A 26,558-nucleotide genomic window follows, 5' to 3' on the forward strand; every position below is an offset into this window, starting at 1 on the left:
CGCCCACAGAGCAAATTCGCTACAACTGCTCGCCTGGCGTCTCGTTGCCCGCAGCGAGAAACCGGAAAACCGCTGTGATCACCATCCCAGCCGCGTCCGGTTCACACGGCCGGCGCTCGGAGAGGAGGGATGACGATGCAGCCCGAAAGTTCCACGAAGAAACCCAGCGCTGCCCGAAGAACAACCGATGACCAAGGGCCTTCGACGACGTCCCCTTCCTGAAGAGCAGTGCGTCCCGAACGCTCAAAACAGCCTGACGCCTGTCAGATGTGCCAGCCTAGCCATCAGCCTGTCCTGATAATCCGGGTCTGTAACTTCCGCAGCGGGTCGACGCTGCTGGCGGTGATGCCAATAGGCACCGTTGATCTTTGCGTCTTCGTCGTCGCTCGTCGCCAGCCAGGTCTGGGTCTGATGACCCATTTGAAGATCATCGGGCGCTCCGGCACCGCCCATCTTGGTTGGCACCCAGCCGGGATCCACCGCATTGCTGAGGACATCGGGCCAGTGCCGAGCAACGGCCGCTGCGATGGTGGCCACGTGAAGCTTGCTTTCGGAATAGGCCTGGCTTGTATTCCAAGCGCGCGTTTTCCAGTCGATATCATCGGTGGAGCTACCGCCACTCTGGTGCATGCCGCTGGTAAGGTAGACCAGACGGTCAGGTCGGTCGATCAATGCCGTGAGCAGGTATGGTGCCAACGTGTTGACAGCCAGGATCTTCGCATGACCTTCGGGTGTGTTCCCACGGCTCCTCTCGGAGTAGATGCCGGCATTGTGGATGACGGCGTCCATCTGTCCGACCTCATTGACCTGTTCAGCAATGGAACGCGTCTCCGCATCGCTGCTGAGATCGCCGATGACCACCGCCAAGGCTCTGGTTCTAAGATTTGCGACGGCCGAGGCCCTGTCGTTGGAGCGCGCATGCAACACGACCTCATGGCCTTCGTCTATCAAGGTGCAGGCCGCAGCCAGCCCCAGTCCGTCGGTTGATCCAGTAATGAAAACGCGGCTCACGTCGATACCTTTCAAAATTCCATCTCCAGCGGAGATAGGTAAAGGTGCGAGCCCGACCACCCCTTCATGTGTGACTACGGCCCGCACCGCCTGAAGTCGAATTGTCTGTATTCGTGCGGATCCTTTTCAAGCCCGGCGCCGGGACCATGATCCGGACAGCGAGATCGAAGCCAATCTTGCCGTGTGCGTCGGCGTTGTCTTAAATTAATTCATTGCCGCTCAGGCAATTTAGGCACATCGTCTTATCTCGACTTTGTACAAAATCGGTGGTGATTTCGGGGGCATCTGAGCAGCCCTGGGTGAATCAATTCGCCGCAGGGTCCCGGCCTTGCGCCATTCGTTTGATCGGATTCGAACGAATGGATGAGCGAACAACATGATTGTAGCCGTGAGCCGGGAGACGCGGTCCCCCACATCCTTCGCAAATGGCTGTCGCCGTTTCGTTTCTGGTTTACCGCGCCAAGCTGGGAGCATCTGCTGGTCCTGGTGATGGGTGCGCTCCTTTCGCCTGGCAAGCGAACGGTGACGGCCTGCCTGCGCATCACCGGACGCGCGGAGGTAAGTAATTTTGCCGCCTATCATCAACTCCTCAACCGAGCCCGCTGGAACCCTCGCACGTTGGCGGCCCGTCTGCTGTCCATCATTGTTGCCCGGCTCGTGCCCGAGGGCCCTGTCGTGATTGGCATGGATGATACAATCGAACGGCGTTGGGGCCAACGCATCGCCGCGCGTGGAATTTATCGTGACCCGGTGCGCTCCAGCCATGGCCACTTTGTCAAGGCCAGCGGCTTGAGATGGTTGAGCTTCATGGTTCTTTCACCTGTCCCATGGGCAAAATGTATTAAAGCCCTGCCGGTGCTGACGATCCTGTGTCCCTCTGAGCGCCATGATCAGAAGAAGGGCCGAAAGCACAAGCTGCTGACTGATTGGGCAAGGCAAGGCGTCTTGCAGCTTTGCCGCTGGCTGCCGGGCCGCGAAATCATCTTTGTCGGCGATAGCAGCTTTGCCGTTCATACACTGGCTGCGGCTCTTCCCGACACGGCCACTCTCATCACGCGGTTGCGTCTGGATGCCAGTCTCTTTGCTCCACCAGATCAACGGCACGAACATACGCTCGGGCGACCGGCGCAAAAAGGCAGGCCATTGCCGAAACTGAAAACGCTCCTCAAAGACGCAAAGACCGAGTGGCAGCATCGTCGCATCGTCCTGGTACGGCAAGCAAACCGACAAAACCCTTGATGTCACATCAGGAACCGGCCTCTGGTATCGGCGTGGAACGCCCCCAAGACCAATTCGCTGGGTTCTCGTTCGCGATCCATCAGGCCGTCGTGAACCCCAGGCGTTCATGAGCACCAACGTCAACCTTGAGCCCGCTCAGATCATTGCCTATTTCGTTCGGCGCTGGCAGATCGAGGTCACCTTCGCCGAAACGCGAGCGCATCTTGGCGTGGAAACCCAACGGCAGTGGAACGACAAAGCCATCATGCGCACGACCCCGTCGCTGCTGGCGCTCTACAGCCTCGTCACACTCTGGGCATGCGATCTGCTCGGTCATGGCGTCCTTCCCTATGCCGCCGCCTGGTACAAGAAAACAGAGTTCACCTTCTCCGATGCCATCGGTGCGGTTCGCATGATCCTGTGGGATCAGGATATTTATCGACAGCACCCGCCAGACCCGGACATTCCTGAAACTCAACCAAGCCGCCTCAAGCGGATGACACAAGCACTTTGCTTCGCTGCATAATGTACAAAGTCGAGCTTATCTTCAGCGGTCATTTTCAGGGCGCTGTTGATTGGGGCCATCAAACCCTACTTCAAACAGAGGGCGTCATGCCTCAGGGCACACAAGCGATTGCCCGAAATCTAAGGCCAGGAGCCAGGTGATGCACGCCAGGGAAAAACGACTTTATCGAAAACGCTTCATCGGCCAATGCCGCGTCAGTCGTTTGACCGGCGGATGATCAAAGGGATTAGACAAATGGCAAGCACCAATTTCCGCCCCCTTCACGATCGCGTCGTCGTCCGACGCGTTGAGTCCGAAGGAAAGACCAAGGGCGGCATCATCATTCCCGACACCGCCAAGGAAAAGCCGCAGGAATGCGAAATCGTCGCCGTCGGCTGACGCAGTGAAGGTAACACTCGGCCCGAAGGGTCGTAACGTCATCCTCGACAAGTCCTTCGGCGCTCCGCGCATCACCAAGGATGGCGTCACCGTCGCCAAGGAAATCGAACTGGAAGACAAGTTCGAGAACATGGGCGCCCAAATGGTCCGCGAAGTAGCTTCGAAGACCCACGACATCGCCGGCGACGGCACCACGACTGCAACGGTTCTCGCCCAGGCGATCGTTCGCGAAGGCGGCAAGGCGGTCGCAGCTGGCATGAACCCGATGGACCTGAAGCGCGGCATCGATCTCGCCGTTGCTGAAGTCGTCAAGGATCTCCAGGCCAAGGCCAAGAAGATCAACACGTCTGGAGAGATTGCCCAGGTCGGCACGATCTCGGCAAACGGCGAAAAGGAAATTGGCGCTTATATCGCCGACGCCATGCAGAAGGTCGGCAACGAAGGCGTCATCACCGTTGAAGAAGCCAAGACCGCCGAAACCGAACTCGAAGTCGTCGAAGGCATGCAGTTCGACCGCGGCTACCTCAGCCCCTACTTCGTGACAAATGCCGAGAAGATGGTGGCCGAGCTGGAAGATGCTTACGTGCTGCTGCACGAAAAGAAGGTCTCGAACCTGCAGCCAATGCTTCCGGTTCTCGAAGCTGTCGTTCAGAGCGGCAATCCACTCCTCATCATCGCTGAAGACGTCGAAGGCGAAGCGCTTGCGACCCTCGTCGTCAACAAGCTGCGCGGCGGCCTGAAGATTGCTGCCGTCAAGGCTCCGGGCTTCGGCGACCGCCGCAAGGCCATGCTCGAAGACATCGCGATCCTGACCGGTGGTACGGTCATCTCCGAAGACCTCGGCATCAAGCTCGAATCCGTAACGCTCGACATGCTCGGCCGTTCGAAGAAGGTTTCGATCACCAAGGAAAATACGACGATCGTCGACGGCGCTGGCGCCAAGTCCGACATCGAAGGCCGCGTTGCACAGATCAAGGCTCAGATCGAAGAAACCACTTCGGACTATGACCGCGAAAAGCTGCAGGAACGCCTTGCCAAGCTGGCTGGCGGCGTTGCCGTCATTCGCGTCGGCGGTTCGACGGAAGTCGAAGTGAAGGAAAGGAAGGACCGCATCGACGACGCGCTCAATGCGACGCGCGCTGCCGTTGAGGAAGGCATCGTACCGGGCGGCGGCGTCGCTCTGCTACGTTCGTCCACGAAGATCACCTCCAAGGGTGAAAATCAGGATCAGGAAGCCGGCGTGAACATCGTCCGCAGGGCGCTGCAGTCGCTGGTGCGCCAGATCGCTGAAAACGCAGGCGACGAAGCCTCGATCGTTGTCGGCAAGATCCTCGAAAAGAACGAAGACAACTATGGCTACAACGCCCAGACGTCCGAGTATGGCGACATGATCGCCATGGGCATCGTCGACCCGGTCAAGGTTGTGCGCACGGCTCTGCAGAACGCAGCTTCGGTTGCTTCGCTGCTGATCACCACCGAAGCCATGATCGCTGAACTGCCCAAGAAGGAATCCGCTGGCGGCGGCATGCCTGACATGGGTGGTATGGGTGGCATGATGTGAAGCAATTTCATCTCGGATGAAATTTGAGTGATTGGATTTTTGCTCCGTTCGAGCGACTGGGACGGGTCGTTCGTGGTCGCGCCTTGCACGTATCGAGTGACGCCTTCGTTGACACCTTGCTGTGGGAGCAGAACGCAAGACTGGCTGGCTGATTGCCGAGCGGCTGGGCTGGAGCGCCCTTATCGGATGCAGTCGCTATCGGGGGTCCGGGCCTATGCGGTAGGGACGCTCGGTGACGCGGACGGCGTTTTCGTGGTGGGCGAGACCAGTTCCTGAAGAAGGGCGCGCGCTCGGTCGGGTGGCCCGGCAACATTCCGGGACGGCTTTGCGGCTTGAAAACTGCCAGGTGGGTGTCTTCCCGATGACGTCCTTGAAAAGCGTTAGAGTCGCTTGGTTGATTCTCCGCGGACGAATCTCGGTGTTAGAATGAGGTCTTGCGGGCGCGCGGCGGCGCCTTCAGGACTTTGGATTCTTGCCAGCAGGCGCTGTGCTGTCAGTTCGCCGAGCTTTTGGGCGTCCTGTACCACCATCGTGATGCGGGGCGTGATCACGCTGCTCCAAGGAACGTCGTCGACCATTGCCAGCGACACGTCGTCCGGGCAGCGGAAGCCCATCTCCTGCATCACCTGCAGGGCCGCAAGGCCCATCATGTTGTTGGCGCCGATGATGGCGGTCGGTCGATCACGGCGAGCCAGCAGGCGCATCGCTTGGGTATGGCCGCCGGCCCGCGTGTAGCCGCCTTCGACCACCAGCGAAAGGTCGACTTCCACGCCAGCACCGGCCATCGCTTCCATATAGCCCGTCAAGCGCTCGTCGGCGGTGTACAGTCCGGCCGGGCCCGAGATGAAGGCGATGCGTCTATGACCGAGCTGCAGCAGGTGTTCCGTCAGAATCGTGGTGGTTAGCGGGTTGTCGGAGCCGACGAAGTCGCGCTCGGCGCCTTCCACCCTTTGGTCAAACATGACGATCGGGGTCTTGAAGTCGCGAAGGAATGCGGCGTAATCCTCGCCGCGCCCGTTTGTCGCCAGCACGATGCCGGCCACCTTCTGCGCTTCCAGCCGCTCCAGCAACGCCCGTTCAAGGTCCGCCTTGCCGGAGGAGTCGGCGATCAGAACGAAATAGCCGTTGTCCAGCGCCTGGTGTTCTATCTCGCGGCGGATGTCACCAAAGAACATATTTCCCAGATTGGCTGAGACAAAGCCGATCAGCGAGCTGCGTCCGCGTGCCAAGGTCTGTGCTACCGGGTCGACGCGGTAACCGGTTGACTTTACCGCCTGCTGAATGCGGTCGAGCGTCTCGGCGCCGACCCGCTTCGGGCTGTTGAGCGCGAGCGAGACGGTCGAGATCGAAACTCCCGCAAGGCGCGCTACATCTCGGATGGTGGCCATTATGATCGAACCGGTTCTAAGCCCTTCTTGTGACAGATTCTTCTTGCCTGCGCAACACACCGCTGCTCAATTTGCCTGCGTTTCAAGGCGTTCGTTCAAATTGCGTGAACCTTGATTCCTGCTTGACAGCCAGGATATCAAGGAAGATGATCAAGATGCCGAACCGGTTCGATACGAGGGCTTGAACCGGAAACGAGGAGGAGAGGCCTGTGGCGATTGCAATGCATCAGTCGGGGAATCCGGCATCCGGGGAGGTGGACAAGCATGCATGGTTCAGTCGCGACCGTCTGGGCCTGTTCATCCATTGGGGCCTCTACGCACTGGGAGCCAGGCACGAGTGGTTGAAAAACCGCGAGGAACTAGACGATGAGCGATACCAGCGCTACTTCGATAATTTCGACCCCGATCTCTACGAGCCCAAGGAATGGGCTCGCCGGGCCCGCCTCGCCGGCATGAAATATGTCGTGGTGACGACCAAGCACCACGAAGGATTCTGCCTGTGGGACAGCAAGGTGACGGATTACAAGGCGACGAACACGCCTTGTGGCAAGGATCTGCTGACCCCACTGGTCGAGGCGTTCCGCGCCGAGGGGCTCAAAATCGGCTTCTATTATTCGCTGATCGACTGGCATCACCCGGACTTCCCGATCGACGTCCATCATCCGCTGCGCAACCATCCTGATGCGAAGGCGCTGAATGCCGGCCGCAACATGGCCAACTATGCCGCCTATATGCGCGAACAGGTGCGCGAGCTTTTGACCGACTTCGGCCGCATCGACATCATGTGGTTTGATTTCAGCTATCCGCGACGGGAATATCGCGGCCTGTCCGGCAAGGGACGCGCCGATTGGGAGAGCGAGCGCCTGGTTGAGTTGGTGCGCGAGTTGCAGCCAGGCATCATCGTCAACAACCGCCTCGATTTGCCGCTCGACGCCAACACCCTGCCCGACATGGTGACGCCGGAGCAGTATACGCCGCGGGTGGCGCCCACCATCGCGGGTCAGCCCGTGCGCTGGGAAGCTTGCCATACCTTCAGCGGTTCCTGGGGCTATCATCGCGACGAGGACACCTGGAAGAGCCCGGAACAGATCATCAAGCTGCTCATCGATTCCGTCGCCATGGGAGGCAACCTCCTGATGAATGTCGGTCCGACCGGCCGAGGTACGCTCGATGCGCGCGCCATCGGCGCGCTTGAGGTTTACCAGAACTGGATGGCCCTTAACGGGCGCTCCATCTATGAAGCCGGGCCGTCCGACTATCCGGTGCCGTCAGGCTGCCGCTACACCCAACGCGGCAACCGCCTCTACCTGCACGTCTGCGATTGGCCATACCGCCACATCCACATCGAGGGTATCTCCGACAAGATCGCCTATGCGCAGCTCCTGCACGACGCCAGTGAAGTGCGCTGGCTAAGCCACATCAAGGAGGTGGATTCCAATGTCGGCGTGACTGTGCCGGAAGGCATGATCACGCTCGAACTGCCGGTACGGCGGCCGAATGTCACCGTGCCGGTGATCGAGATCATCCTGAAACCTTAGCGTTCGACCCCACTGCGTATCCATTGCATTCATGGAGGGAGGAGAATCCCATGAAGGTTCTGAAGAAAGCGCTGTTGCTCGCCGCAGTCGGCGGCAGCCTCTTTGCTACGGCCGCGTCGGCTGATCAGGTCAACCTGACCGGGCAGATGTGGACCGGCTCAGAAGCCGATACCAAAACCTGGCAGCACCTGGCCGACATGGTGAGCGTCAAGCACCCGGACATCAAAGTGACGCTGCAGACGACGGGCTGGGTCGACTACTGGACCCGGCTGCCGGTGTTAGCCGCGTCGGGCCAGCTGGCCGACATCGTCTCCATGCAGTCGTTGCGCATGCCGAACTTCTATTCGCTGCTCGAGCCCCTCAATGAGAGGATAAAGGCGGACAAGCTCGACATTGGCGCCTTCACTCCCTCGATCATCGGTGGGATGTCGGTCGACAAGGAGCTTTACGGCCTGCCTTACGACGTTGGTCCATGGGTTATCTATTATAACCAGGACGCGTTCGAGGCCGCCGGCGTTCCATTGCCGAAGCCGGGCTGGTCGCTTGCGGAGTTCACCGACGCTGCCAAGAAACTGACAAAGGACGGCAATTACGGCTTCGGCGTCGCCCCGGTCAACTATTCGGTCATGGCTTCGGCCTGGGGCGACAAATACATCGATGACGCCGGGCAGCTCGACCTCGTCAATCCGGCTGCCATTGCCGCAGCCGACAGGGTGATCGGCTTCGCTGCCAAGGATAAGATTGCGCCGCTGGTGCCGTCAGGCAACGATGCTGGCACGGTCATCCAGGGTCGGTTCAATTCAGGCAATATCGCCATGTATGTCGATGGTCCCTGGTCCATCATTGGCATGAAGGACCAGGTCAAGTTCAAGGTCGGTCTCACCACCCTGCCACGCGACGCCGGCGAACTGGCGGCCGTAACCGCGGGCTCCGGTTTCGGCATTTCCACCACCAGCCAGAACAAGGATGCGGCCTGGAAAGCGATTCAGGTGCTCACCAGTCCAGAAGCGCTGTCGTACCTCGCTGAGAAAGGGCGTGCGTTGCCGGCGCGCACCGCTGCGCAATCGTCCTGGTACCAGGTGGCGGCCAAAGACATCACCAATGGTGGCGAGGCCCTCGACTACTCGTTGGCGCATTCCATACCCTATGCGATCACCAGCAATTGGGCGGCGGTGGAAAACCTCTTCAACCAGTATTTTCCTCCGGCCTTCGCCGGCAGTGCCGACGCCAAGCAGACGATGGAGACCATCCAGAGCCTCGCACAACAATAGCTCTCGCCGCGGCAGGAATTGCCGCGCACGGAGGAAAACATGTCAGAAAGCGCCGTCGCCGAAATTCCCATGCAGCCCAGTCAGTCGCGGCGCCTTCTGAGGCCAGATACGCAGACGGCAATACTGTTCCTGCTGCCGAGCTTCCTCGGCTTCATCGCCTTCATGGCGCTGCCGATCTTGGCGTCGCTGGCGCTCAGCTTCACCAACTGGCAGTTGATCTCGACGCCCTCCTTTGCCGGCTTTCAGAACTATGTCCGCCTCTTCACCGTTGATCCGGCCTTTTACACCGTATTGCGCAACACACTCTTCTTCGCCGTCGAGTATCTGACGCTGAACATCATCGTCTCGTTGACGCTTGCTGTCTGGATATCGAGCCTGAAGCACGGCAAGGCGCTCTTCCGGGTGATCTTCTTCCTGCCGACCTTTACCCCCACGATCGCAGCGTCGGTGGTATGGCTGCTCATCTTCACCCCTGATGGACTGGCCGACAGCCTCATCCGTTCGCTTGGCCTCGGCCTGCCGAATTTCCTGCTCAGCACGACCTGGGCCATGCAGGCGATCGTGCTTGTCACTCTGTGGGCCAATGTCGGTTACAATGTCGTGATGTTTAACGCCGCGCTCGACCTCGTGCCAAAGCACTATCTAGAGGCCGCGACGATTGACGGCGCCAACGCCTGGCAGCGCTTCTGGCGCATCCGCCTGCCACTGATCTCGCCGACGATCTTCTTTGCCACCGTGATGACGGCCATCACCTCGCTGCAGGTGTTCGATGAGATCTATGCGATGACCCGCGGCGGCCCGGGCTCGGCGACAGCCACGCTCGGCTTTGCCATCTACCAGAAGGGCTTCGCCAACTTCCAGATGGGCTACGCCTCGGCACTGGCCTGGGTGATGTTCGTCATGATCATGGCCTTGACGATCCTGCAATTCCAGATGCAGCGCAAATGGGTGCACTATGACGACTAGCGAGGGCGCCTTGCACCCGGATTCTGTGTCGCGGAACAAAACCCTGCGGCGCATTGGCACGTTCGTCAGTTACGCCGCGCTTTCGCTGATCGCGTTACTGTTCCTCTTCCCCTTCTTCTGGATGGTGTCGAACGCGGTACGCTCCAACGCGGAAGTCCTGGCCGTACCGGTCCGCATCCTGCCACAGGAGTATCAATGGGGAAACTTCGTCGAAGCATTGGTTTCCCTGCCGTTTGGAACCTTCTTGTTCAACTCCTTCGTGGTCGCTAGCGGCGTCACGGCGATCGTGATTGCGGTGTCGTGCCTTTCCGCCTACTCTTTCGCCCGGCTGAAGTTTCCCGGCCGGGAGGGTCTGCTGCTCGCTTATCTCGGCACGCTGATGATTCCGCAGGTGATGTTGGTCATCCCGCTTTTCCTGGTGGTCAGTAAGCTCGGCTGGGTCAACACCTATCATGGCATGATCCTGCCGATGGCGTTCGGCTCCTTCGGCGCATTTTTGCTGCGGCAGTTCTTTCTCGGCATTCCCAAGGATCTCGACGAGGCGGCGATGATCGACGGGGCTTCGCGCCTGCGCATCCTGGTCACGATCATCGTTCCGCTTGCAATGCCGGCCATCGGCCTGCTGGCGCTGTTCACCTTCATGGGGCAGTGGAAAAGCTTCCTGTGGCCGCTGATTATCACCAACGGCATGGACAAAGCTACGCTGCCGCTCGGGCTCACCTTGTTCCAGACACAGCAGGGCACGTCGTGGAACTACATCATGGCCGGCGCGGCCATCTCCATGCTGCCGGGCATCTTCCTGGCCGTCGTGCTGCAGAAGGTGATCTACCGGGGCATCGCCATTAGCTCCGGATTCGGCGGGCGTTAATTCCAGCCGAAAACACGCGAAACTGGCAGGCCGCCGAGGGAAACTAGCACGCGGCATTAACTGTCGAAATGGCGTTTTCGGCCTTGAGCACTGCTTGCGCCTCATCGGCGAGCGTGCCCTGGCGGTAACGAAGCCGTGGAGGACCGACTCTGTCCATGCTGCAAGCAATGAGACCAAATTCGTTATTGTCGAGGGTGCCTTCGAGAGGAAGCTCCCGCTGACGTCCAGGCAACAACTTCCCTCTCGCTTGACGCGCCTGTCGCTTGGACAGGGTTTGTACGACACGCGAAAGGCAAGGTCTGCTGAAGGAGGCAATCCCAATCCAATGCCCCGCACAAAGCGGTGAGACAGCTCTTTCGAGAAGCCAATTCGCTTTCGGCTGCGCGCGTGTGGTGTGCGATATCGACTTGACCTGCGCTTCCGGCAGTTGGCGTGCCCGACGCCTAGTCCGAGCTGGAGGAGGCAATCAGACGAGCACAGGAAGGTTCGACCAGTGTCCAAATGGCTTCGGTCACGTCGCCGAGCGTCACTTCCGTCAGTTGAATCGATCGAGCGTAAGCCCGCCATTGACCCTGCAGCCGATATTGAATCGCCGCCTTCACCAGACGCCGGGGACCAATCTCCACCGCACCCGATTGGAATAATCGTTATATCCAGGAAGCTCGGCCCGCAACAGCCGGTCTTCCCAACATGTGCGCAAGACGAGTAGCACTGCCGCCAGCGCAGCGGGACCGAGCGCCCAGAATGAGCCCAGCGCAAGCGCCATGCCGAAGAAGAGCAACAGCGCGGCGATATACCCGGGGTGACGCACAAAGCGGTAGGGACCGATGGAGATCACACGCTGATGTCGCTCGGACTGGATTCGGACGCCAGGCTCGAAGAACGGATTCACCGCCTGCGCCCATCCGGTCACGGCGATGCCCACGACCACACCGATATAGCCCAATAGCACCGCCCAGGCGGGAACAGTCGACCAATGGAACCGCCCGGCATCTAGCGCGGCGACCGGTAGGACCGCCGCCATCGCCGGCAGGATGACCGCAAGCAGCGCCTTGTCCCAGCTTTTCGTGCCCGCCTGAAACCGGCTGCGCGCGCGGTAAATAATGGGATTGACCCGGGCGAGCACGAGGGCCGAAGTGCCAAAACCCAAAAACAGAACTGCAAGGAATATCCATCCGGGCCGCCAAGCGATCGTGCCGGCCGGCAGGAAGATCAATTCAAGCAGCGAAAGCGGCAGACCGATCGCATAGGCAATTGCCGTGCTGCGCGACATTGCACTCGGCTCCCGGGGCTTTTCTGCCTGTTCCATGTTGCTCACTCCTTCCACGAGATATTGCCAGACCGGCTTTGGCCCTAAGCGGGGGAACGCCGATCGAGCGCGTCGATCAGGATCGCGGCTTCTTTGTGCGCCACTGCCCGAGCGCTGTCTCCATTGCCTGGCGTATCGCGAGGTAGAACTCCGCCATTTCGTCGAGGCGGTCCCGCGTTGCTCCCGATGCGACGGTACCTGCTCCGTTCTTCAGGAGATCGGCGAGCGCATCGAGCAGGCGGTTCTGCTCGGTCAGCATGCCTTCGTAATTGTCGGAAACCGCGTATAAGGCCCGTTTACTTCCGCGCTCGCTGTGACGCCGGGCGAGTGTATATGCTTCCAGCAACCGCGCGGCGACGCTGGCGCTGCTCTTGCTGATCTCGAGGTCGGCCGTGATGCGGTCGAGGCTGACTGGCTCGGCGCAGATCAGTAGATAGCCGTAAAGGCGCGCCGCTGTCTGGGGCACGCCCCAGGGCATCAGCAACCGCGCCGCCTCCTCGATGAAGCTTTGCTCAGTGGACGTCATGTGCTTGTTTGACATATTCGGTATGTCCCGAATATAAAGTATATGAAAACGCATGTCCACCGAGCGAAGGTGGTTGAAGGAAGTCCATGCCCGCCACACCGGAATCCAAAGCGCGGACGCGGGTGTCCAGCTTCTTCGAGACTCCGCTCATCGTGTGGTTTGCCGGCGCGCTGCTGCTGTTCGGTGGTCTGCTGATCATCGCGTTCCATCAATATTGGTCGAGCGCCGCGGCGATCGTAATTTCCCTGTTTGGTTGGTTCCTAGCGCTGCGCGGCGCAGTGCTCCTGGCCACGCCGCAACTGATCCAGCGTGGCGCGGCTGTGTCGATGAGGACGCAGTCGCTTGTGCAGATGGGCTTCGGCGTCGCCGTACTGATCGGCCTCTGGCTCACCTATGTCGGCTGGGCCGCCAAGCCCAGCCCGTAAGCAATCGCGCGGGATCAAACGATCCATCGTCACGGTGCATTGAGGATACGAATCCGACCTTGTCATAGTGCGCGGAACGAAGCCAAGCCGAGAGCGTAGCATAGGTCGCCGCGAGCTACCGCGGTGTTTCAGGGATCATCCGCTTTCGGCGAAAGCATTGCGGACATCCATCGGCCAGTCCGCGAATGAGCGCAATGGACCAGAAGTAGCCCCGGAGGGATGTCTCGTTCGCGCCAATCCGGATCTTTTAAGTCAAGCATGCCGCGTGTAACCCTTGAAGCTCAGGAAAGCACCTAGCGTACCGGCTATCAGCGCCACCACGATGGTAGAGGCGGCGCCGCTGTAGATCATCGAACCTACCGCGATTGCGACCTGCGGTAAGACGATGCGGATAACGCCACCGACTGTCATCAGCCAGCCCAGCACTGTGATGATCACGCGCCATTCCATCTTCCATCTATTGTGCAGATTGACGATTGCGAGGCCGGCGAGCAGCGACAGTAAGCCGGAAAGATAGAGAAGGATGCCAGCGCGCAGCCCCTCTACGATCATGCTCTCATACATGCCGAGATTGATCAGCATGCCGAGCGCGACCGCGACGAATGTCGGTCCTACGAGTCTGGCGAGAAACAGCGATCGATCCAAGAGGCACCTCCGCGCCCGCACTCACCAATTGATATGTAGCTCCAGCAGATAACGCGTCAATATGGTGAGCATCGAACCTAGGGTCCAACAAACGTGAGCGAAACCCGCCAATGCGGCCGATCCATATTGAAAGCGCCGGCAATAAGACCACGCGATGAGTGCCATCATGTGACCTGTTGTCCTCACACCATCCGTTCCCTATTGTGGGCGCTTGCTTCACCTTGAGGGACGTCGGAAGCGCGATGGCATCACAACTTGACATGTTTGCACAGACCTCGGCGGAACACGACGGGACTGTTATAAGACTGCGGTCGGAGATGAAGCGGAGCGATGGCAGACCTCGTAGCGAAGAGGACATGGTGCGACATCTGGAAGAGAGCGGCAACTATAGGATCCTTCGCCGGCTAATTCCCCGTCCGGTCGCCGGTTTTTCCCGCGCGGAATATCCTCGCAATGGCGTTATCGTTGACACCGAAACCACCGGCCTTAATCATAGCAAAGACGAAATCATCGAGATAGGCGCCATCGCTTTTACTTTCAGCGATCAGGGAACTATCGGTGACGTCACTGGCGTCTATGGCGGCCTGCAGCAGCCGACAGCTTCGATCCCATCAGAGATCACACGGCTCACAGGCATTACCGACGAGATGGTGGCGGGGCAGGTGATCGACACGTCGCAACTCCGTGCCCTAGTCGATCCGGCCGATCTCGTCATCGCGCACAATGCGGGCTTCGACCGGCCATTCTGCGAGACCTTTTCTCCAATCTTCGCCGGAAAGCCGTGGGCTTGTTCGGTTTCGGAAATCGATTGGGCGTCTCGCGGCTTCGAAGGCACCAAGCTCGGTTATCTGATCGGGCAGGCGGGCTATTTTCATGACGGCCATCGGGCGGTTGACGACTGCTTTGCCCTGCTTGAGGTTCTCGCGCAGGGCGGGAGAGAATCGAGGCGAACGCCCTTTGCCGAGCTCTACGAAGCAAGCCAGCGATCACGCGTCCGCGTCTTCGCCGAGCACAGCCCCTTCGATATGAAAGATTACCTGAAGGCGCGCGGCTATCGCTGGTCAGATGGCAGTGACGGCCGTCCGAAATCCTGGTGGATCGAGCTTGCTGAAGACGCGCTTGATGAGGAACTCGGCTATCTGCGCTCGGAAATCTATCGCTGGGACGAGGCCGATCCACCGATCAAGCGTCTGACGGCATTCGACCGTTTCAAAGCCTGAGAAATATTCCCGGCACCCGGGCGTATGGCTGGATTGCGAATGTCTGCCTACGAGTTGGGCATGCTCATTGTATCGTCTGTCATCGAAGCGAGGCATCTCCTCCGGCCGTTCCCGTCATGGACAGCCGCGATATCAGCGAACGACCTTGTGCGAGTTTCAAACACGGTTGCAGCGAGTTCCACATCTTACCGGGATCGATTTCGGTGCGACGGCTTAAACCCTTCGGGGGAACAACCGTCGCAGCTTGGTTGCCGCACGGAAGCCTTCGTTTTAAACGATTTGAAAATTTTACTTCAAAAACTAATCGATTTTAAATCTGTGATTAAAATTTTCTTGTTGCAGTGCGAAAGATTTCGGCCTTAATTTCTGCCATCGAGCAGTTGTTTTGTTTGGAGGATCTCGCATGACTGTTACTTTTCCGCTCACCGAAAAGCGCCATGCGGACGAATTGCTAAAGCACCTGACAGCCCACAAACTCACTTATCCAGGAAACTGTGCCGTATCGGTAAGAGCCCTCGTTGCACACGTCACGTCCTCCCATACTACTGCATTGGGTAGAGCACGTACTGCTTGGTAAGTGCCCGCGTTTGAAGAAGCCCGCCTGGCTTGTGGAGCCGTCGCGCTGGGACGGATAGCTTCCGCCGCCTCTGGGATAGTCGCAAAGCTCAACGCAGCCATCGCGGTTTCCCCCCTCGATCCGCTGCTGGACGGCAGCAAGTATCATCCTGCTGCAGCAATGTCGTCAGCCGCCTTGCATGCTTCAAGACGTTCAAGGCAGGCGCTGATACGAGGCCGCGCGTCGACACCGGAGGTCTGGATCGAGCCAACGAACTCTCGGGCTTCGGCATGCGCAATCCGCAACCTCTCCTCGCCTCTATTGTTCACGATCACGCCAAGTGTGAAAAGCAACGTTTCCATGAGGGCTTCTTCATCGCGTTTCCTTGCCTATCGGTTCGTACCTCACGCACAAAAACGGGCCATCGGAAACCGAGGCCCGTAGGTGTGAAGGTCTGCACCTTCATAGGGGAACAACTGCTGCGACGGGCCTGGAGGACACCCGTATGTTGCAGCGGTCATACACGATATAGGCGAGTTGGCGCCTTTTGACAACGGATCTCTCAACATTGCGTTGGAGCGGCTTTCTTCCCCGTCGGCACAACCTGATCCGCCGATTACTGGATGGCGACCCTCGAGCTCGACCCCGGGGCGCGATACAGGGGCGTGTTGGGCTCGAACAATTCCACCAGATTTCCAGAGGGGTCTTCTAGCAGGATCTGCTTGCCGCCGGCGCCCTGGATAGCCTCGTTGCGGAAGCGACAGCCCGCCGACTTTAGTTGCTCTACTATTCTGTTCAGGTCTTCCACCGTGAGATGGATGCGGTTCCAGCCGCCCGGCGCCTGCTGCTCTCCTGATGGCATAGGCGAACCGCCGCCACTGCGCGGGTTCGGCTGGCTGAGATAGAGATGCATGTCGTCACGCGAGATTTCGGCAAAGGACGGGGCAGGATGCATCTCGAGCGTGAAGCCGAGATGTTTCGTGTAGAAATCGATCGAGGCACTGACGTCATCGACGATGTATCGGAAGCATGCGGCCATGGTCTATGCCTTTGCTACTTCAGTACGATATCCGGGTTTAGCCTACGCCTCTCGCAGTGAACCGCAAGCGTCCAACTCTGCCCGCGTGGGAGGTTCCGGATACTCTGGTCCGGTTTGTGGTCACGTCGATACCAGAGCGACGAAGTCGGGACCGCGGCGAGCCGGTCACCAAAGTGAACTATGTCCGGCCCGTCACAGAGGACGAATTTGAATCGGTCCTTGCAGCTTGGGGCCAAGGCTATTCAGCCTACCGAAGTCATCAGACCTTGCGGTAGCGCTTGTCTTGATTTTGATACCGGCGATCGCTCCGTCGTCTCGCTCGAGGGCCATCCGGTATGCTGGCCCTTCATTTCCTACCGTGTGGCACCCAAGACAAATGCGATTGCTGCCACAATCCCAACGGCCGTGAGCGGGCTTTCTCTCACCCGTTCCTCCAGATCGGCCAAGAGCGATCTTCCTTGTGTCTTCGCCACCCGGACCGACCCTGATGCAAGCTCAGACACAGATTCCGAAATGCGTGCGGCCTCGGAGCGCAGCGCGCGCACTTCCGCGCCGCCAAGTTCGCTTGCTTGAGCGCGACGGGATTCCAACGCTTCCTCCACCAGTGGCTCTTCCGGGTCATTGGGCTGCGCCTTCACACGCTCCGCTTCTTCGTGGTCGGTACGGCCGGTGGGAATGGTCGTTCGCGTCATTGAAACCGGATCGGACGCCGGGAAGGTGTCTTCCAGTCCCTTGTCCAACTCTCCTTTCTTACCTTTGCGGAGCTGCCGTGCCTGCTCGCGTTTCATTGATTCAACCGCAGGCGATGTTTCATTCGAGCTGGCCATTTTCTTCTCCTTCGCGTCATCTGATCTGGCAGCAAAATCGCTGCCCCCGACCGTATCCTCGTCCTCGAGGTTTCCAAGGCTGAGAGCGTCGTAGTCGTTGACGCTTCCGCCACTGTCACGCGCGCCGAAGGCCGTAGGTTGCACCATCATCGCCTTGGCATGGTCGATCGCAGTCTGGACCGAGTTTGGGATTCTCGTCGTCCATGCGAACAGATACTACCTCGCCGCCTTCACCGATGAAGTCGACCCTCAGCGCGTTGCCGTCGAGCGTAACTTTCGTGTCCATGACTTGCATGAGTACGCCTTTCGCTGGAACACAACTCCGGCCGAGCGCCGGGGTTCCGCAAAAGTCGTCGGAAGCCGACTAATGCATCCTTTTGGAAACTTGTGCGTTATGCGCAGCACAATAGGGAGTATGCGATCCCATGACCAAAGGAACTCATGGATGCCGGACTAGGCATTACATCCGCGGCAATGACCCGACCGCTTCAGGAGGGCTGTCGATGTCGGCAAACCGCTGTCGGCCGACCACCGTCGCAACGCTAGGAATGTCGCCGGGTTGGGCGACGGCGACCCGGGCGACCATCCAAGGAAGGAAACATTGACATGAGCGCGATCCGGCCACGAGCGCCCGGCTTCGACACCGACGACGAGCTACAGGAGCATCTTGCTCACCTTGAGACCGATGCGCCGTCCGACGAAGAGATATCGGTTCCAGAAGACTTCCGCCGGGACAGGCGCACATTCGAGGATGTGCGGGCCGATATCGAGACTGTGCGGGATGAGATGAACCATCTTCGGGCTCGTCTGGCCGTCCTCACTCACCAGGCGGAACTCGCGATCAGATCACGGGCCGAATGGGCGGACGCCAGCGCACATGCTCAACTCGGCGAATACCCGTGGGCGAAGCTGGCAGGTGCCATGGCGGGAAGCTTCGCGCTGACACGGCTAGCGAGACGGCTCCCCTTTGGAAGGTTTGCGACGGCGGCCGCACCGCTCATTCTGGCAGCGTTTAGCAAACGCGCCGATCGTTAATGCGTTGCCTCTTCAACAGCTCGCTCCATCGACTGTGGCCAGACTGCGTCCTTCGTCGCGAGGCCTTCAACTTCAAGAGCGACCAGGAGTGTGGTGGAGGTCTTTAAGACTAGACTCGGCACCTGCCGCTTTAGCGTACCTCTCTGACCACTCTGCGTACTACGTGTTCTTCGCGAGGTGCCGGTCGAAGTCGGCGCCCCATCATTCCACCAAATCGGGGACTCAATCCTTCGTCGCCACCACATAGGTCGGACCGAACTCCGCCTTGGCGACCGAAATGCTGGATCAAGTCAGCGTCTGGCCAGACACCGAGGCGACGCTTGGAAATCGTGCGGTATAGAATGACCGCTCGACGTCATGCACCAGGCGCCAAAGCTTGATCCAATACGATCGTGGCCGAAACGCCACCCTCGAATTTAAGGTTCATTATCTCCTGTTTGGCCCTGGCCAAAGCGAACCTCCAGGTTGACGTTCTTCAGCTTCGCGTATCTCCACGAACCGGAGAATGTAGTCCGTCATGCTTCGTCAGGGCGCGACTAGCTGCTTTGCAAACGTCGGCCTTGTTATACCGATTGGAGTTGATTAACCCCGGTAGCGCAGGGCGTCGACCAGCACCGAGAACGCGGCCGACGGCTGCCTGCGGCTTGGATAGTAGAGATGGTAACCGGCGAAGGAGGGGCACCAGTCTTCGAGGACGCGCACAAGGTGTCCGTCGGCAAGCTGCTGGCTCACGTGGTCCTCCATGACGAAACCCAATCCGAATCCGTCTTCGGCGGCGCGCACGATCATCTTGACGTTGTTGAACGCGAGTTGGCCTTCGACGCGTACGCGCAGTTCGCGGGCCTCCTTCTCTAGTTCCCACGCATACAGCCCTCCTCCGCTCAACATACGGAGATTGATGCAGCGCTGCGACGCGAGATCCTGCGGAACGATCGGCTTCGGATGCTTAGCGAAGTACTCGGGCGATCCGACAATCGCCATTCGAAGATCCGGCCCGATACGGACCGCAACCATGTCCTTGGCGAGGGCCTCGCCAAGGCGCACCCCCGCGTCGAAACGCTCGGTAACGATGTCGGTGAGGCTGGAGTCGGTTGCGAGCTCGACGTTGATCTCCGGGTACTCAGCGAGCAGGTTCCGCAACACCGGCCAGAGGACGGTCGTTGCCCCATGTTCCGAGGTGGTGATCCGGATATTGCCGGCCGGCCGTTCCCTGAGCGCACTGAGGGACGCGAGCTCTGATCCGATGCTATCAAGCGCGGGGCGGAGTGTGGCGAGCAACTTCTCGCCTGCATCGGTCGGGGCGACGTTTCGGGTCGTCCGGGTGAGGAGGCGGACGCCAAGCCGAGACTCAAGACGCCTGATCGTATGGCTTAGCGCCGACTGCGACGTTCCCAACCTTGCCGCCGCGCGGGTGAAGTTTTGTTCCTCCGCCACCGTCATGAATGCGTTTAGATCGACCAGTTCCTCACGTCTCACTCATGAACTCCTGATATCGATGGCGGGGGATTGCTCAAGTTGAAGCAAGCAACTGCTGCTCCGTCAAGCGTTTGGTGGCAGTAGCACAAGGCTCAGAAGGCTTCCGACGCCTGCCACGGCGACGACAAGGGCCAGCGGGAAAGGTGTTCCATCGGCAAGCCGACTAACCGCGGCGGAGCCGACGATCCCGGACCCATAATGGAGCGCGCCGACGAGAGCGGAAACCGCGCCCGCCTGCGCGGGAAAGTCCTGCAGGGCGCCGCCGATCGAGTTGGCGACGATCAATCCCGACCATGACACGAATACGAAAAGCGGGATCGCAAGGCCAGCCAGCCCGCCCCAGCCGGTGGAACCCGTTACCAGCAGCACCAGACCGCTGACCGCCGCGCCCGCCGAGCCGACCTGCAGAAGACGGCGGCTGCCAAAGCTCGTCACCAGTCGAGCGTTGAAGATGTTGGCAAGCATGATGCCGACGATCCCGAGCGCGAAAAGAACCCCATAGAGCTGCGGCGCCACATGGTAGTATTCGATGAACGCGAACGGAGTCCCGGCGATGTAGGCGTAGACGCCCGCGTAGAAGAAGCCGCCAGCGGCGGCGAAGCTGAGGAGGCGCCTATTCGAGACAAGCCGGAGGTGTCCACGTAGCGCGTCTAAGATCGAATCCTTGCTGCGTCTCTCGACCGGCAGCGTCTCCGGAATGGTGAAGAGCGCGGCAAGCGTGACCAGGCCGACAATTACGAGAAGCCAGAAGATCGCACGCCAGCCGGCGATAGCAAGGACCTGTCCTCCGACGATGGGCCCCAGAAGTGGAGCAATCGCCATCACGATGATCAAGGTTGACAGCATCTGCGCGGCGCGACTGCCCTCATAAAGGTCGCGCACCATAGCGCGTGAGAGCACGACGCCCGAGCAGGCGCCGACGGCCTGCACGATCCGCCAACAGATCATCTGCTCGGGGCTTCCGGAAAGGGCACAGCCGGCCGAGCCTAGCACGAACAGCAGGAGCCCCGCCGCGACGGGGAGCCGCCTGCCGAACCTGTCTCCCAGTGGCCCCCAAAGGAGCTGGCCGAGACTGAAACCGATTAGGAAGCCGGACACCGTCAGTTCCATGGAGCCGGCGTTGGCGTCGAGCTCCTTCGCCATGGTCGGCATCGCCGGAAGATAGAGGTCCGTTGAGATCGAGGCAAAGCCCATAAGGGCACTCAGGATGGCAAGCAGCCGCAGGCGCTGCGGCTTGGGACGTGCTTCCGCAGTTTCGTCCGCGACGAAGGCGGTCGGCCGCTCGGCGAAATCTTGTGACATGACGTACTCACTCGCAAAGAAGGAAGGCGCCTCGCGGCGCCTGCGAAGGAATCAAAGACCCGTGGTCTTCATCAGGTGCTCGGGGTAGCGCTCGCCCTCGACCTGGATCTTCGCTGCGGCGTCGTCCAGTTCGGTGAGATCGGCTGTGGTCAGCTCGACCTCAACTGCGGCGAGGTTCTCCTCAAGGCGGTGAAGCTTCGTCGTTCCAGGGATCGGCACGATCCACGGCTTCTGAGCCAGCAGCCACGCCAACGCGATCTGGGCCGGCGTCGCTTTCTTCTCGTCCGCTACGCGCCGGATCAGGTTGATCACGGCCTGGTTCTTTTCCATCGCCTCGGGCGCGAAGCGTGGCAGGATCTTGCGGAAGTCGTTCTCTGCGATCTTGCTGTCCTTACCCATCGCGCCGGTCAAGAATCCCTTGCCGAGAGGGCTGTACGCGACCAATCCGATGCCAAGTTCCTCGCATGCCTGCAGGATACCGTTCGTTTCGGGGCCGCGGGTCCACAGCGAGTATTCGTTCTGGAGCGCGGTGATCGGCTGCACCACCTGTGCCTTCCGCACTGTCTGCGCACCCGGTTCGGAAAGACCAAAGTGCTTCACTTTGCCTTCGGTGATCAGCTCCTTGACGGCCCCCGCCACGTCCTCGATGGGAACGCTCGGATCCACACGGTGCTGGTAGAAAAGATCAATAACGTCGACGCCCAGCCGCTTAAGCGACGCTTCGGCAACTTGCTTGATGTGCTCGGGGCGGCTGTTGACACCGGCCATCTTGCCGTCCTGGATGTTGAAGCCGAACTTCGTGGCGATAACCACCCGCTCGCGCACGGGGCGCAGCGCTTCACCGACGATCTCCTCGTTTGTAAACGGGCCGTAGACTTCCGCCGTGTCGAAGAACGTGACGCCGCGATCCACGGCGTCGCGGATGAGCTTAATGCTCTCATCGTTGCCGAGCGCGTGGCCGTAGCTGAAATTCAGGCCCATGCAGCCGAAACCGAGCGCCGAGACCTCCAGGCCTTGCCCGAGTTGTCGTTTCTTCATCGTCGTCACCTTTCGTGTTGCGAGACCGGAAGATAGGACGAAGTGCTTGGAGCGATTAGTCTGCTAAATCGGCATGCGGTCATGAAATCGGTTCATAGATCCCGCCGGTGGCCCAGCCGCTTTTGGGACGGACGACACGCGCCTTCGCGACGACAAGAACAGAGCGTAATGAGACACGACTGCCCCGCGAGGTAAGGCGACGGCAGTCAGACGGACACCGCACCGCCGCTTGCATGTCCCTACGAAGCTCATTCATAATTCCCGCCGGATTAGGGTGGCGATCTGACGTTGGCGGAGCGAATGGCTGAGCGGCCTGATCGCGTTCGAAAGTCTGGACGTGGGTTATGCGCGCCGCATTCATGAATTCCGCGCATAGGTACATGCCACCGAGAGCGTCTAATCAGATCAATCTGGCGGCGCTATCTTCCTCCGCGAGATGCAAGGAAAACCAGAGATGCAACGGATGAACGTGCTCGTCATCGGTGCGACAGGAAGCATCGGTCGCCTCGTCGTGGAGCAGGCGCTACGGAAGAACCATAACGTACGTGCGCTCGTGCGGAACACCTCCCGCGCCCGCCGCCTTCCGGAAGGCGTGGAGGCCGTCGTGGGGGACGTGACGAGGCCCGAGACGCTTGGACCGGCTCTCGACGGAATGGACGCCGTCGTCCTGACCGTAAACGCCGACGGTCAAGGAAAGGAAGCCGCGGAGGCGGTGTATTACCGCGGGCTTCGCGACCTACTGACCGCCATCGGCAGGCGGAGCGTGCGCATTGCTCTCATGACCACGATAGGCGTCACGGAACGCCGCGGCCACTATAATCGGACTAATGAAGGCCACGACTGGAAGCGGAGGGCCGAGCGCCTCGTTCGTAAGAGCGGTCTGCCTTACACGATCGTGCGCCCCGGCTGGTTTGACTACAACGCGGCCGACGAGCATCGCCTAGAATTCCTGCAGGGCGACCGGCGACATGCTGGCACGCCAAGTGACGGGGTCATTTCCCGACACCAAATCGCCGAGGTGCTGGTTGAGAGCCTCACGTCGGACGCCGCGACCAGGAAGACCCTCGAGCTCGTCGCGGAGAAAGGGCCAGCTCCTGCCGATGTCGATCCATTGTTCGCTGCGCTTCAGCCCGATGAAGAGGACACGCTCGATGGCGTCCTCGACCTCGACAACATGCCTCTCGACCAAGAGCCCGATCGCGTCCGGCGGGATTTGGTTTTGGTTGCGAAACATCGCGCAACGGCTTGACCGGCGCTACGTCGAAAGGAACCGACATGACAAGCGTAGTCGTCGTTATCGGCGCGGGTTCGATCGGTCAGGCGATCGCCCGACGCGTCAGTTCTGGAAAGCGCGTGCTGCTCGCCGATCTCCGGCTTCAAAACGCGGAAGCCGCCGCCAAAGTCCTGAGCGAAGCCGGCTTTGAGGTCAGCACGGCGACCGTCGACGTATCCTCCCGTGCTTCGGTGCACGCGCTCGTTGAGGTGGCGACCGCCATCGGCGACGTAACGGGCGTCATCCATGCGGCCGGCGTCTCTCCGTCCCAGGCGCCGCCAGAGGTCATCTTGAAGGTCGACCTCTACGGAACAGCGGTCGTACTCGAGGAGTTCGGGCAGGTCATCGCCGCTGGGGGATCATGCGTCGTCATCGCCTCGATGTCCGGGCACCGGCTGCCGGCCCTTACCGCCGAACAGGACAAGGCCCTCGCCACGACTCCTGCCGAGGAGTTGCTGGCGCTGCCGATGCTCCAGCCGGACAAGGTCACCGACCCGCTAAACGCCTACCAGATCTCCAAGCGCAGCAACGCGCTGCGGGTCAAGGCCGAGGCGGTGAGGTGGAGCAAGCGCGGCGCGCGGGTGAACAACGTGAGCCCCGGCATCGTCATCACGCCGCTTGCCAGGGACGAGCTGACTGGCCCGCGTGGCGAAGGATACAGGCGCATGATCGACCTCTCGCCCGCAGGACGCGCCGGAACGCCGGACGAGATTGCATCGTTGGCCGCTCTCCTCATGGGACCAGACGGGGCCTTCATCACGGGCAGCGACTTCTTGATCGATGGCGGCGTGACCGCCTCGTACTTCTACGGCGAGCTAGCACCCAAGTGACGGGATCTGGCTCAACTTCAACAATGAAAGGACAACAGTAATGTTGGGAACGAAGCTTTACGGGCCGGGCGACGTCCGCTGCGAAGAGGTCGCCGAGCCGAAGATCCTCAAGCCGACCGACGCCATCATCAAGCTGTCGGCGAGCTGCATCTGCGGATCGGACCTTTGGCCGTTCCGTGGTGCTAACGAAGTCACCGAGCCGCTCGCCATGGGTCACGAATACTGCGGCGTAGTCGTGGAAGTCGGAAGCGCGGTGAAGACGGTCAAGCCTGGTCAGTTCGTGGTCGGCTCCTTCTGCCTGTCGGACAACACGTGCCCCCACTGCAAGTTCGGCTTCCAGTCCTCCTGCGAGCAACGCGAGTTCATGACCGGCGCGCAGGCGCCGTTTGCCCGCGTTCCTCTCGCCGACGGCACTCTCGTCGCAACAGCGCAGCTTCCGTCTGACGATCTCATTGCGAGCCTGCTCGCGGTTTCCGACGTTCTCGGAACCGGATGGTACGCGGCCGACGCCGCCGGCGTCCAAGAGGGCGGTACCGCAGTGGTCGTCGGCGACGGCGCGGTCGGCCTGATGGGCGTGCTTTCCGCCAAGCAGATGGGCGCGTCGCGGATCATCGCGATGAGCCGCCATAAGAGTCGGCAGGATCTCGCGCTCGAGTTCGGGGCGACCGACATCATCTCCGAGCGTGGCGACGAAGGCGTGGCCCGCATCAAGGAACTCACGAAGGGCGTCGGCGCGGATTCCGTTCTCGAATGCGTCGGCACCCAGGAATCCATGAGCCAGGCGGTCAACTGCGCCCGTCCGGGCGGCAAGATAGGATTCGTCGGCGTTCCGCACGGCGTCACGTTCGACGGTCAGAATCTCTTCTTCCAGCAGAAGAGCCTGCTCGGCGGACCGGCGCCCGTGCGTCGCTATTGCCGTATCTGATGGATCTTGTGCTCGATCGAAAGGTCAACCCCGGAAAGGTGTTCGATCTCGAGGTGCCGCTTGCCGACGTCGCCGAAGGTTACCGCGCCATGGACGAGCGCCGGGCGATCAAGACGCTTCTTCGCGTCTGATGGAACAGGCCGCTTCGCAGGTCTTTTCTTCTACTCCCTCAAACCAACATCGACGGAGACGAGCTCATGAAGAAGATTGCAGCCACCATCGCAATGTCGGCATTGGCAGCGACGGGCGCCGAAGCCCGGGAGAAGCGTCAGCGCGTCGCGCCGCAGGCCGTGTACGAGACGGCGCCGGGGCTCGGCGATTTCACGGACAATGTCCTCTTCGGCGAGGTTTGGGAACGCAAGGAGCTGTCGCCACGGGACCGCAGCCTTGTCACCGTCGCGACGCTCGTCTCGACCGGGAAGATCGCGCAAACCGGCAGCCATGTCCGCAGAGCGCTCGACAACGGCGTGAAGCCCGAGGAGATCGGCGAGCTGATCACGCAGCTCGCCTTCTATTCCGGTTGGCCGAACGCGATGTCGGCCGTCGTCGAGACGAAGAAGGTGTTCGAGAGCGTGGGATCGGCGCCCTCGCCAACAGCGACGCCGCGCGCATCGAACTCGAAGCTGCGGCCGAAGCGGCACGTGCGACCACAGTCGACGCGAACGTTGCGCCGACGGCGTCGGCACTGGCCGATCTCACCAACCGTGTTCTCTTCGGTGACCTTTGGCAGCGTCCAGATCTGTCGGCCCGCGACCGCAGCCTGGTGACGATGGCGGCCCTGGTCGCGATCGGACAGCCCGAGCAGCTTCCATTCCATGCTAATCGCGCGATGGATAACGGCCTGACGCGCGCCGAGGCTTCGGAGGTTGTCACGCAAGTGGCTTTCTATGCAGGATGGCCTCGGGCGATGTCGGCCGTCCCGGTTCTTAAGAAGGCCTTCGAAGGTCGCGAGGCCGCGTCTCAGGCCGCCACCGCTCCGGCCGACCTGAAGGTGACCCGGGCAGGCGAGGGCAGGGCGGCCGCGCCGGAGCAGTACTTCACCGGCAAGGTCGAAACGTCGGGCTTCTATCGCGGCGACGCGCCCGCTCGGATCGGAGGTGCGACCGTTTCGTTCTCGGCGGGAGCACGGACTGCATGGCACACCCATCCACTCGGCCAGACTCTCTTCATTATGTCCGGGCGTGGTTTGGTTCAGAAGCAGGGTGGCGCAGTCGAGGAGGTCGGTCCAGGTGACGTCGTCTGGATACCACCTCAGGTCAGGCATTGGCACGGCGCCTCCGCCGAGGAGGCGATGACGCACTTCGCGGTCGCCGAGGCCCTCGACGGGAACTCGGTGACGTGGATGGAGAAGGTCTCCGATGAAGACTATCCGGCCGGCCGCAATCTTGATTGAGCGGTGCGAACCAG

The 26,558-nt window shown here is 60.5% G+C and carries 22 protein-coding genes and 4 pseudogenes; 15 read left to right on the forward strand and 11 right to left on the reverse strand.

Annotation, left to right across the window (positions count from 1 at the left end; genetic code table 11):
* Window positions 1-243 precede the first annotated feature (243 nt).
* A complete protein-coding gene (locus tag LPU83_RS61120) occupies window positions 244-1,011 on the reverse strand; it encodes an SDR family NAD(P)-dependent oxidoreductase (protein WP_024315082.1) in 768 nt (255 codons plus the stop codon).
* A 363-nt stretch (window positions 1,012-1,374) separates the two neighbouring features.
* Here LPU83_RS61120 and LPU83_RS74420 point away from each other — a divergent pair, with 363 nt between their 5' ends.
* The 4 genes and pseudogenes from LPU83_RS74420 to groL all read left to right on the forward strand — a co-directional run.
* Window positions 1,375-2,250, forward strand: a complete 876-nt coding sequence (locus LPU83_RS74420) for an IS701 family transposase (protein ID WP_231052442.1) — start codon at window positions 1,375-1,377, stop codon at window positions 2,248-2,250.
* 106 nt (window positions 2,251-2,356) lie between these two features.
* Window positions 2,357-2,755 carry a hypothetical protein gene (locus LPU83_RS74425; RefSeq protein WP_012477274.1) on the forward strand — a complete coding sequence of 133 codons (399 nt, stop codon included), beginning with the start codon at window positions 2,357-2,359 and terminating at the stop codon, window positions 2,753-2,755.
* A 234-nt stretch (window positions 2,756-2,989) separates the two neighbouring features.
* A pseudogene (locus tag LPU83_RS61130) lies at window positions 2,990-3,130 on the forward strand (co-chaperone GroES); the annotation flags it as partial.
* A pseudogene (gene groL / locus LPU83_RS61135) lies at window positions 3,129-4,694 on the forward strand (chaperonin GroEL); the annotation flags it as partial. The pseudogenes LPU83_RS61130 and groL, both read left to right, overlap by 2 nt.
* A gap of 380 nt (window positions 4,695-5,074) precedes the next feature.
* On the opposite strand, the gene LPU83_RS61140 reads toward groL, so the two are convergent.
* Window positions 5,075-6,082 (reverse strand): LacI family DNA-binding transcriptional regulator, encoded by a 1,008-nt coding sequence (locus LPU83_RS61140; RefSeq protein WP_024316629.1) that lies wholly within the window; start codon window positions 6,080-6,082, stop codon window positions 5,075-5,077.
* 221 nt (window positions 6,083-6,303) lie between these two features.
* Between LPU83_RS61140 and LPU83_RS61145 the strand changes: the two genes are divergently transcribed.
* The 4 genes from LPU83_RS61145 to LPU83_RS61160 are packed head-to-tail and all read left to right on the forward strand — an operon-like array spanning window position 6,304 to window position 10,725.
* Window positions 6,304-7,620 (forward strand): alpha-L-fucosidase, encoded by a 1,317-nt coding sequence (locus LPU83_RS61145; RefSeq protein WP_029710224.1) that lies wholly within the window; start codon window positions 6,304-6,306, stop codon window positions 7,618-7,620.
* Between the two features lie 50 nt (window positions 7,621-7,670).
* The gene (locus tag LPU83_RS61150; RefSeq protein WP_024316631.1) at window positions 7,671-8,891 is read left to right on the forward strand and encodes an ABC transporter substrate-binding protein; all 1,221 of its coding nucleotides are present in this window, start codon (window positions 7,671-7,673) and stop codon (window positions 8,889-8,891) included.
* A 39-nt stretch (window positions 8,892-8,930) separates the two neighbouring features.
* A complete protein-coding gene (locus tag LPU83_RS61155) occupies window positions 8,931-9,857 on the forward strand; it encodes a carbohydrate ABC transporter permease (protein ID WP_024316632.1) in 927 nt (308 codons plus the stop codon).
* Window positions 9,847-10,725, forward strand: a complete 879-nt coding sequence (locus tag LPU83_RS61160) for a carbohydrate ABC transporter permease (RefSeq protein ID WP_024316633.1) — start codon at window positions 9,847-9,849, stop codon at window positions 10,723-10,725. The genes LPU83_RS61155 and LPU83_RS61160 overlap by 11 nt, the downstream gene beginning before the upstream one ends.
* Before the next feature lie 598 nt (window positions 10,726-11,323).
* On the opposite strand, the gene LPU83_RS61165 is transcribed toward LPU83_RS61160, so the two are convergent.
* Both LPU83_RS61165 and LPU83_RS61170 read right to left on the reverse strand, forming a co-directional pair.
* On the reverse strand, window positions 11,324-11,998 hold the full coding sequence (locus LPU83_RS61165; RefSeq protein ID WP_024316634.1) for a methyltransferase family protein: 675 nt from the start codon (window positions 11,996-11,998) through the stop codon (window positions 11,324-11,326).
* A gap of 112 nt (window positions 11,999-12,110) precedes the next feature.
* Window positions 12,111-12,575 (reverse strand): GbsR/MarR family transcriptional regulator, encoded by a 465-nt coding sequence (locus tag LPU83_RS61170; protein ID WP_024316635.1) that lies wholly within the window; start codon window positions 12,573-12,575, stop codon window positions 12,111-12,113.
* A gap of 71 nt (window positions 12,576-12,646) precedes the next feature.
* Here LPU83_RS61170 and LPU83_RS61175 point away from each other — a divergent pair, with 71 nt between their 5' ends.
* A complete protein-coding gene (locus tag LPU83_RS61175) occupies window positions 12,647-12,985 on the forward strand; it encodes a hypothetical protein (protein WP_024316636.1) in 339 nt (112 codons plus the stop codon).
* A gap of 252 nt (window positions 12,986-13,237) precedes the next feature.
* Here the strand turns inward: LPU83_RS61175 and LPU83_RS61180 are convergent, their stop codons facing one another.
* Window positions 13,238-13,630, reverse strand: a complete 393-nt coding sequence (locus LPU83_RS61180; protein ID WP_024316637.1) for a hypothetical protein — start codon at window positions 13,628-13,630, stop codon at window positions 13,238-13,240.
* Window positions 13,631-13,947: 317 nt separating this feature from the next.
* Here LPU83_RS61180 and LPU83_RS61185 point away from each other — a divergent pair, with 317 nt between their 5' ends.
* Window positions 13,948-14,850: a 3'-5' exonuclease gene (locus LPU83_RS61185; RefSeq protein ID WP_112334112.1), complete on the forward strand. Its 903-nt coding sequence runs from the start codon at window positions 13,948-13,950 to the stop codon at window positions 14,848-14,850.
* 720 nt (window positions 14,851-15,570) lie between these two features.
* On the opposite strand, the gene LPU83_RS61190 is transcribed toward LPU83_RS61185, so the two are convergent.
* From LPU83_RS61190 to LPU83_RS61200, 3 genes are all read right to left on the reverse strand, one after another.
* Window positions 15,571-15,768 carry a hypothetical protein gene (locus LPU83_RS61190; protein WP_024316639.1) on the reverse strand — a complete coding sequence of 66 codons (198 nt, stop codon included), beginning with the start codon at window positions 15,766-15,768 and terminating at the stop codon, window positions 15,571-15,573.
* A 254-nt stretch (window positions 15,769-16,022) separates the two neighbouring features.
* The gene (locus LPU83_RS61195; protein ID WP_024316640.1) at window positions 16,023-16,445 is read right to left on the reverse strand and encodes a VOC family protein; all 423 of its coding nucleotides are present in this window, start codon (window positions 16,443-16,445) and stop codon (window positions 16,023-16,025) included.
* 353 nt (window positions 16,446-16,798) lie between these two features.
* Complete coding sequence (locus tag LPU83_RS61200; protein ID WP_024316641.1) at window positions 16,799-17,272, reverse strand: glycine zipper domain-containing protein; 474 nt, start codon at window positions 17,270-17,272, stop codon at window positions 16,799-16,801.
* A 606-nt stretch (window positions 17,273-17,878) separates the two neighbouring features.
* Here LPU83_RS61200 and LPU83_RS61205 point away from each other — a divergent pair.
* Window positions 17,879-18,307, forward strand: a complete 429-nt coding sequence (locus LPU83_RS61205) for a hypothetical protein (protein WP_024316643.1) — start codon at window positions 17,879-17,881, stop codon at window positions 18,305-18,307.
* A gap of 582 nt (window positions 18,308-18,889) precedes the next feature.
* Here LPU83_RS61205 and LPU83_RS61210 read toward each other — a convergent pair.
* From LPU83_RS61210 to LPU83_RS61220, 3 genes are all read right to left on the reverse strand, one after another.
* On the reverse strand, window positions 18,890-19,783 hold the full coding sequence (locus LPU83_RS61210) for a LysR family transcriptional regulator (RefSeq protein ID WP_024316644.1): 894 nt from the start codon (window positions 19,781-19,783) through the stop codon (window positions 18,890-18,892).
* A gap of 63 nt (window positions 19,784-19,846) precedes the next feature.
* Window positions 19,847-21,085: a multidrug effflux MFS transporter gene (locus tag LPU83_RS61215; protein ID WP_024316645.1), complete on the reverse strand. Its 1,239-nt coding sequence runs from the start codon at window positions 21,083-21,085 to the stop codon at window positions 19,847-19,849.
* A gap of 51 nt (window positions 21,086-21,136) precedes the next feature.
* On the reverse strand, window positions 21,137-22,123 hold the full coding sequence (locus LPU83_RS61220) for an aldo/keto reductase (RefSeq protein ID WP_024316646.1): 987 nt from the start codon (window positions 22,121-22,123) through the stop codon (window positions 21,137-21,139).
* A 463-nt stretch (window positions 22,124-22,586) separates the two neighbouring features.
* Here LPU83_RS61220 and LPU83_RS61225 point away from each other — a divergent pair, with 463 nt between their 5' ends.
* The 4 genes and pseudogenes from LPU83_RS61225 to LPU83_RS61240 all read left to right on the forward strand — a co-directional run bounded on the left by LPU83_RS61225 (window position 22,587) and on the right by LPU83_RS61240 (window position 26,544).
* A complete protein-coding gene (locus tag LPU83_RS61225; RefSeq protein WP_024316647.1) occupies window positions 22,587-23,372 on the forward strand; it encodes an SDR family oxidoreductase in 786 nt (261 codons plus the stop codon).
* 26 nt (window positions 23,373-23,398) lie between these two features.
* The gene (locus LPU83_RS61230; RefSeq protein WP_024316648.1) at window positions 23,399-24,226 is read left to right on the forward strand and encodes an SDR family oxidoreductase; all 828 of its coding nucleotides are present in this window, start codon (window positions 23,399-23,401) and stop codon (window positions 24,224-24,226) included.
* A 40-nt stretch (window positions 24,227-24,266) separates the two neighbouring features.
* Window positions 24,267-25,282 (forward strand): annotated as a pseudogene (locus tag LPU83_RS61235) (zinc-dependent alcohol dehydrogenase family protein).
* 66 nt (window positions 25,283-25,348) lie between these two features.
* A pseudogene (locus LPU83_RS61240) lies at window positions 25,349-26,544 on the forward strand ((R)-mandelonitrile lyase).
* Window positions 26,545-26,558 lie beyond the last annotated feature (14 nt).

The organism is Rhizobium favelukesii (assembly GCF_000577275.2).
Classification (GTDB): domain Bacteria; phylum Pseudomonadota; class Alphaproteobacteria; order Rhizobiales; family Rhizobiaceae; genus Rhizobium; species Rhizobium favelukesii.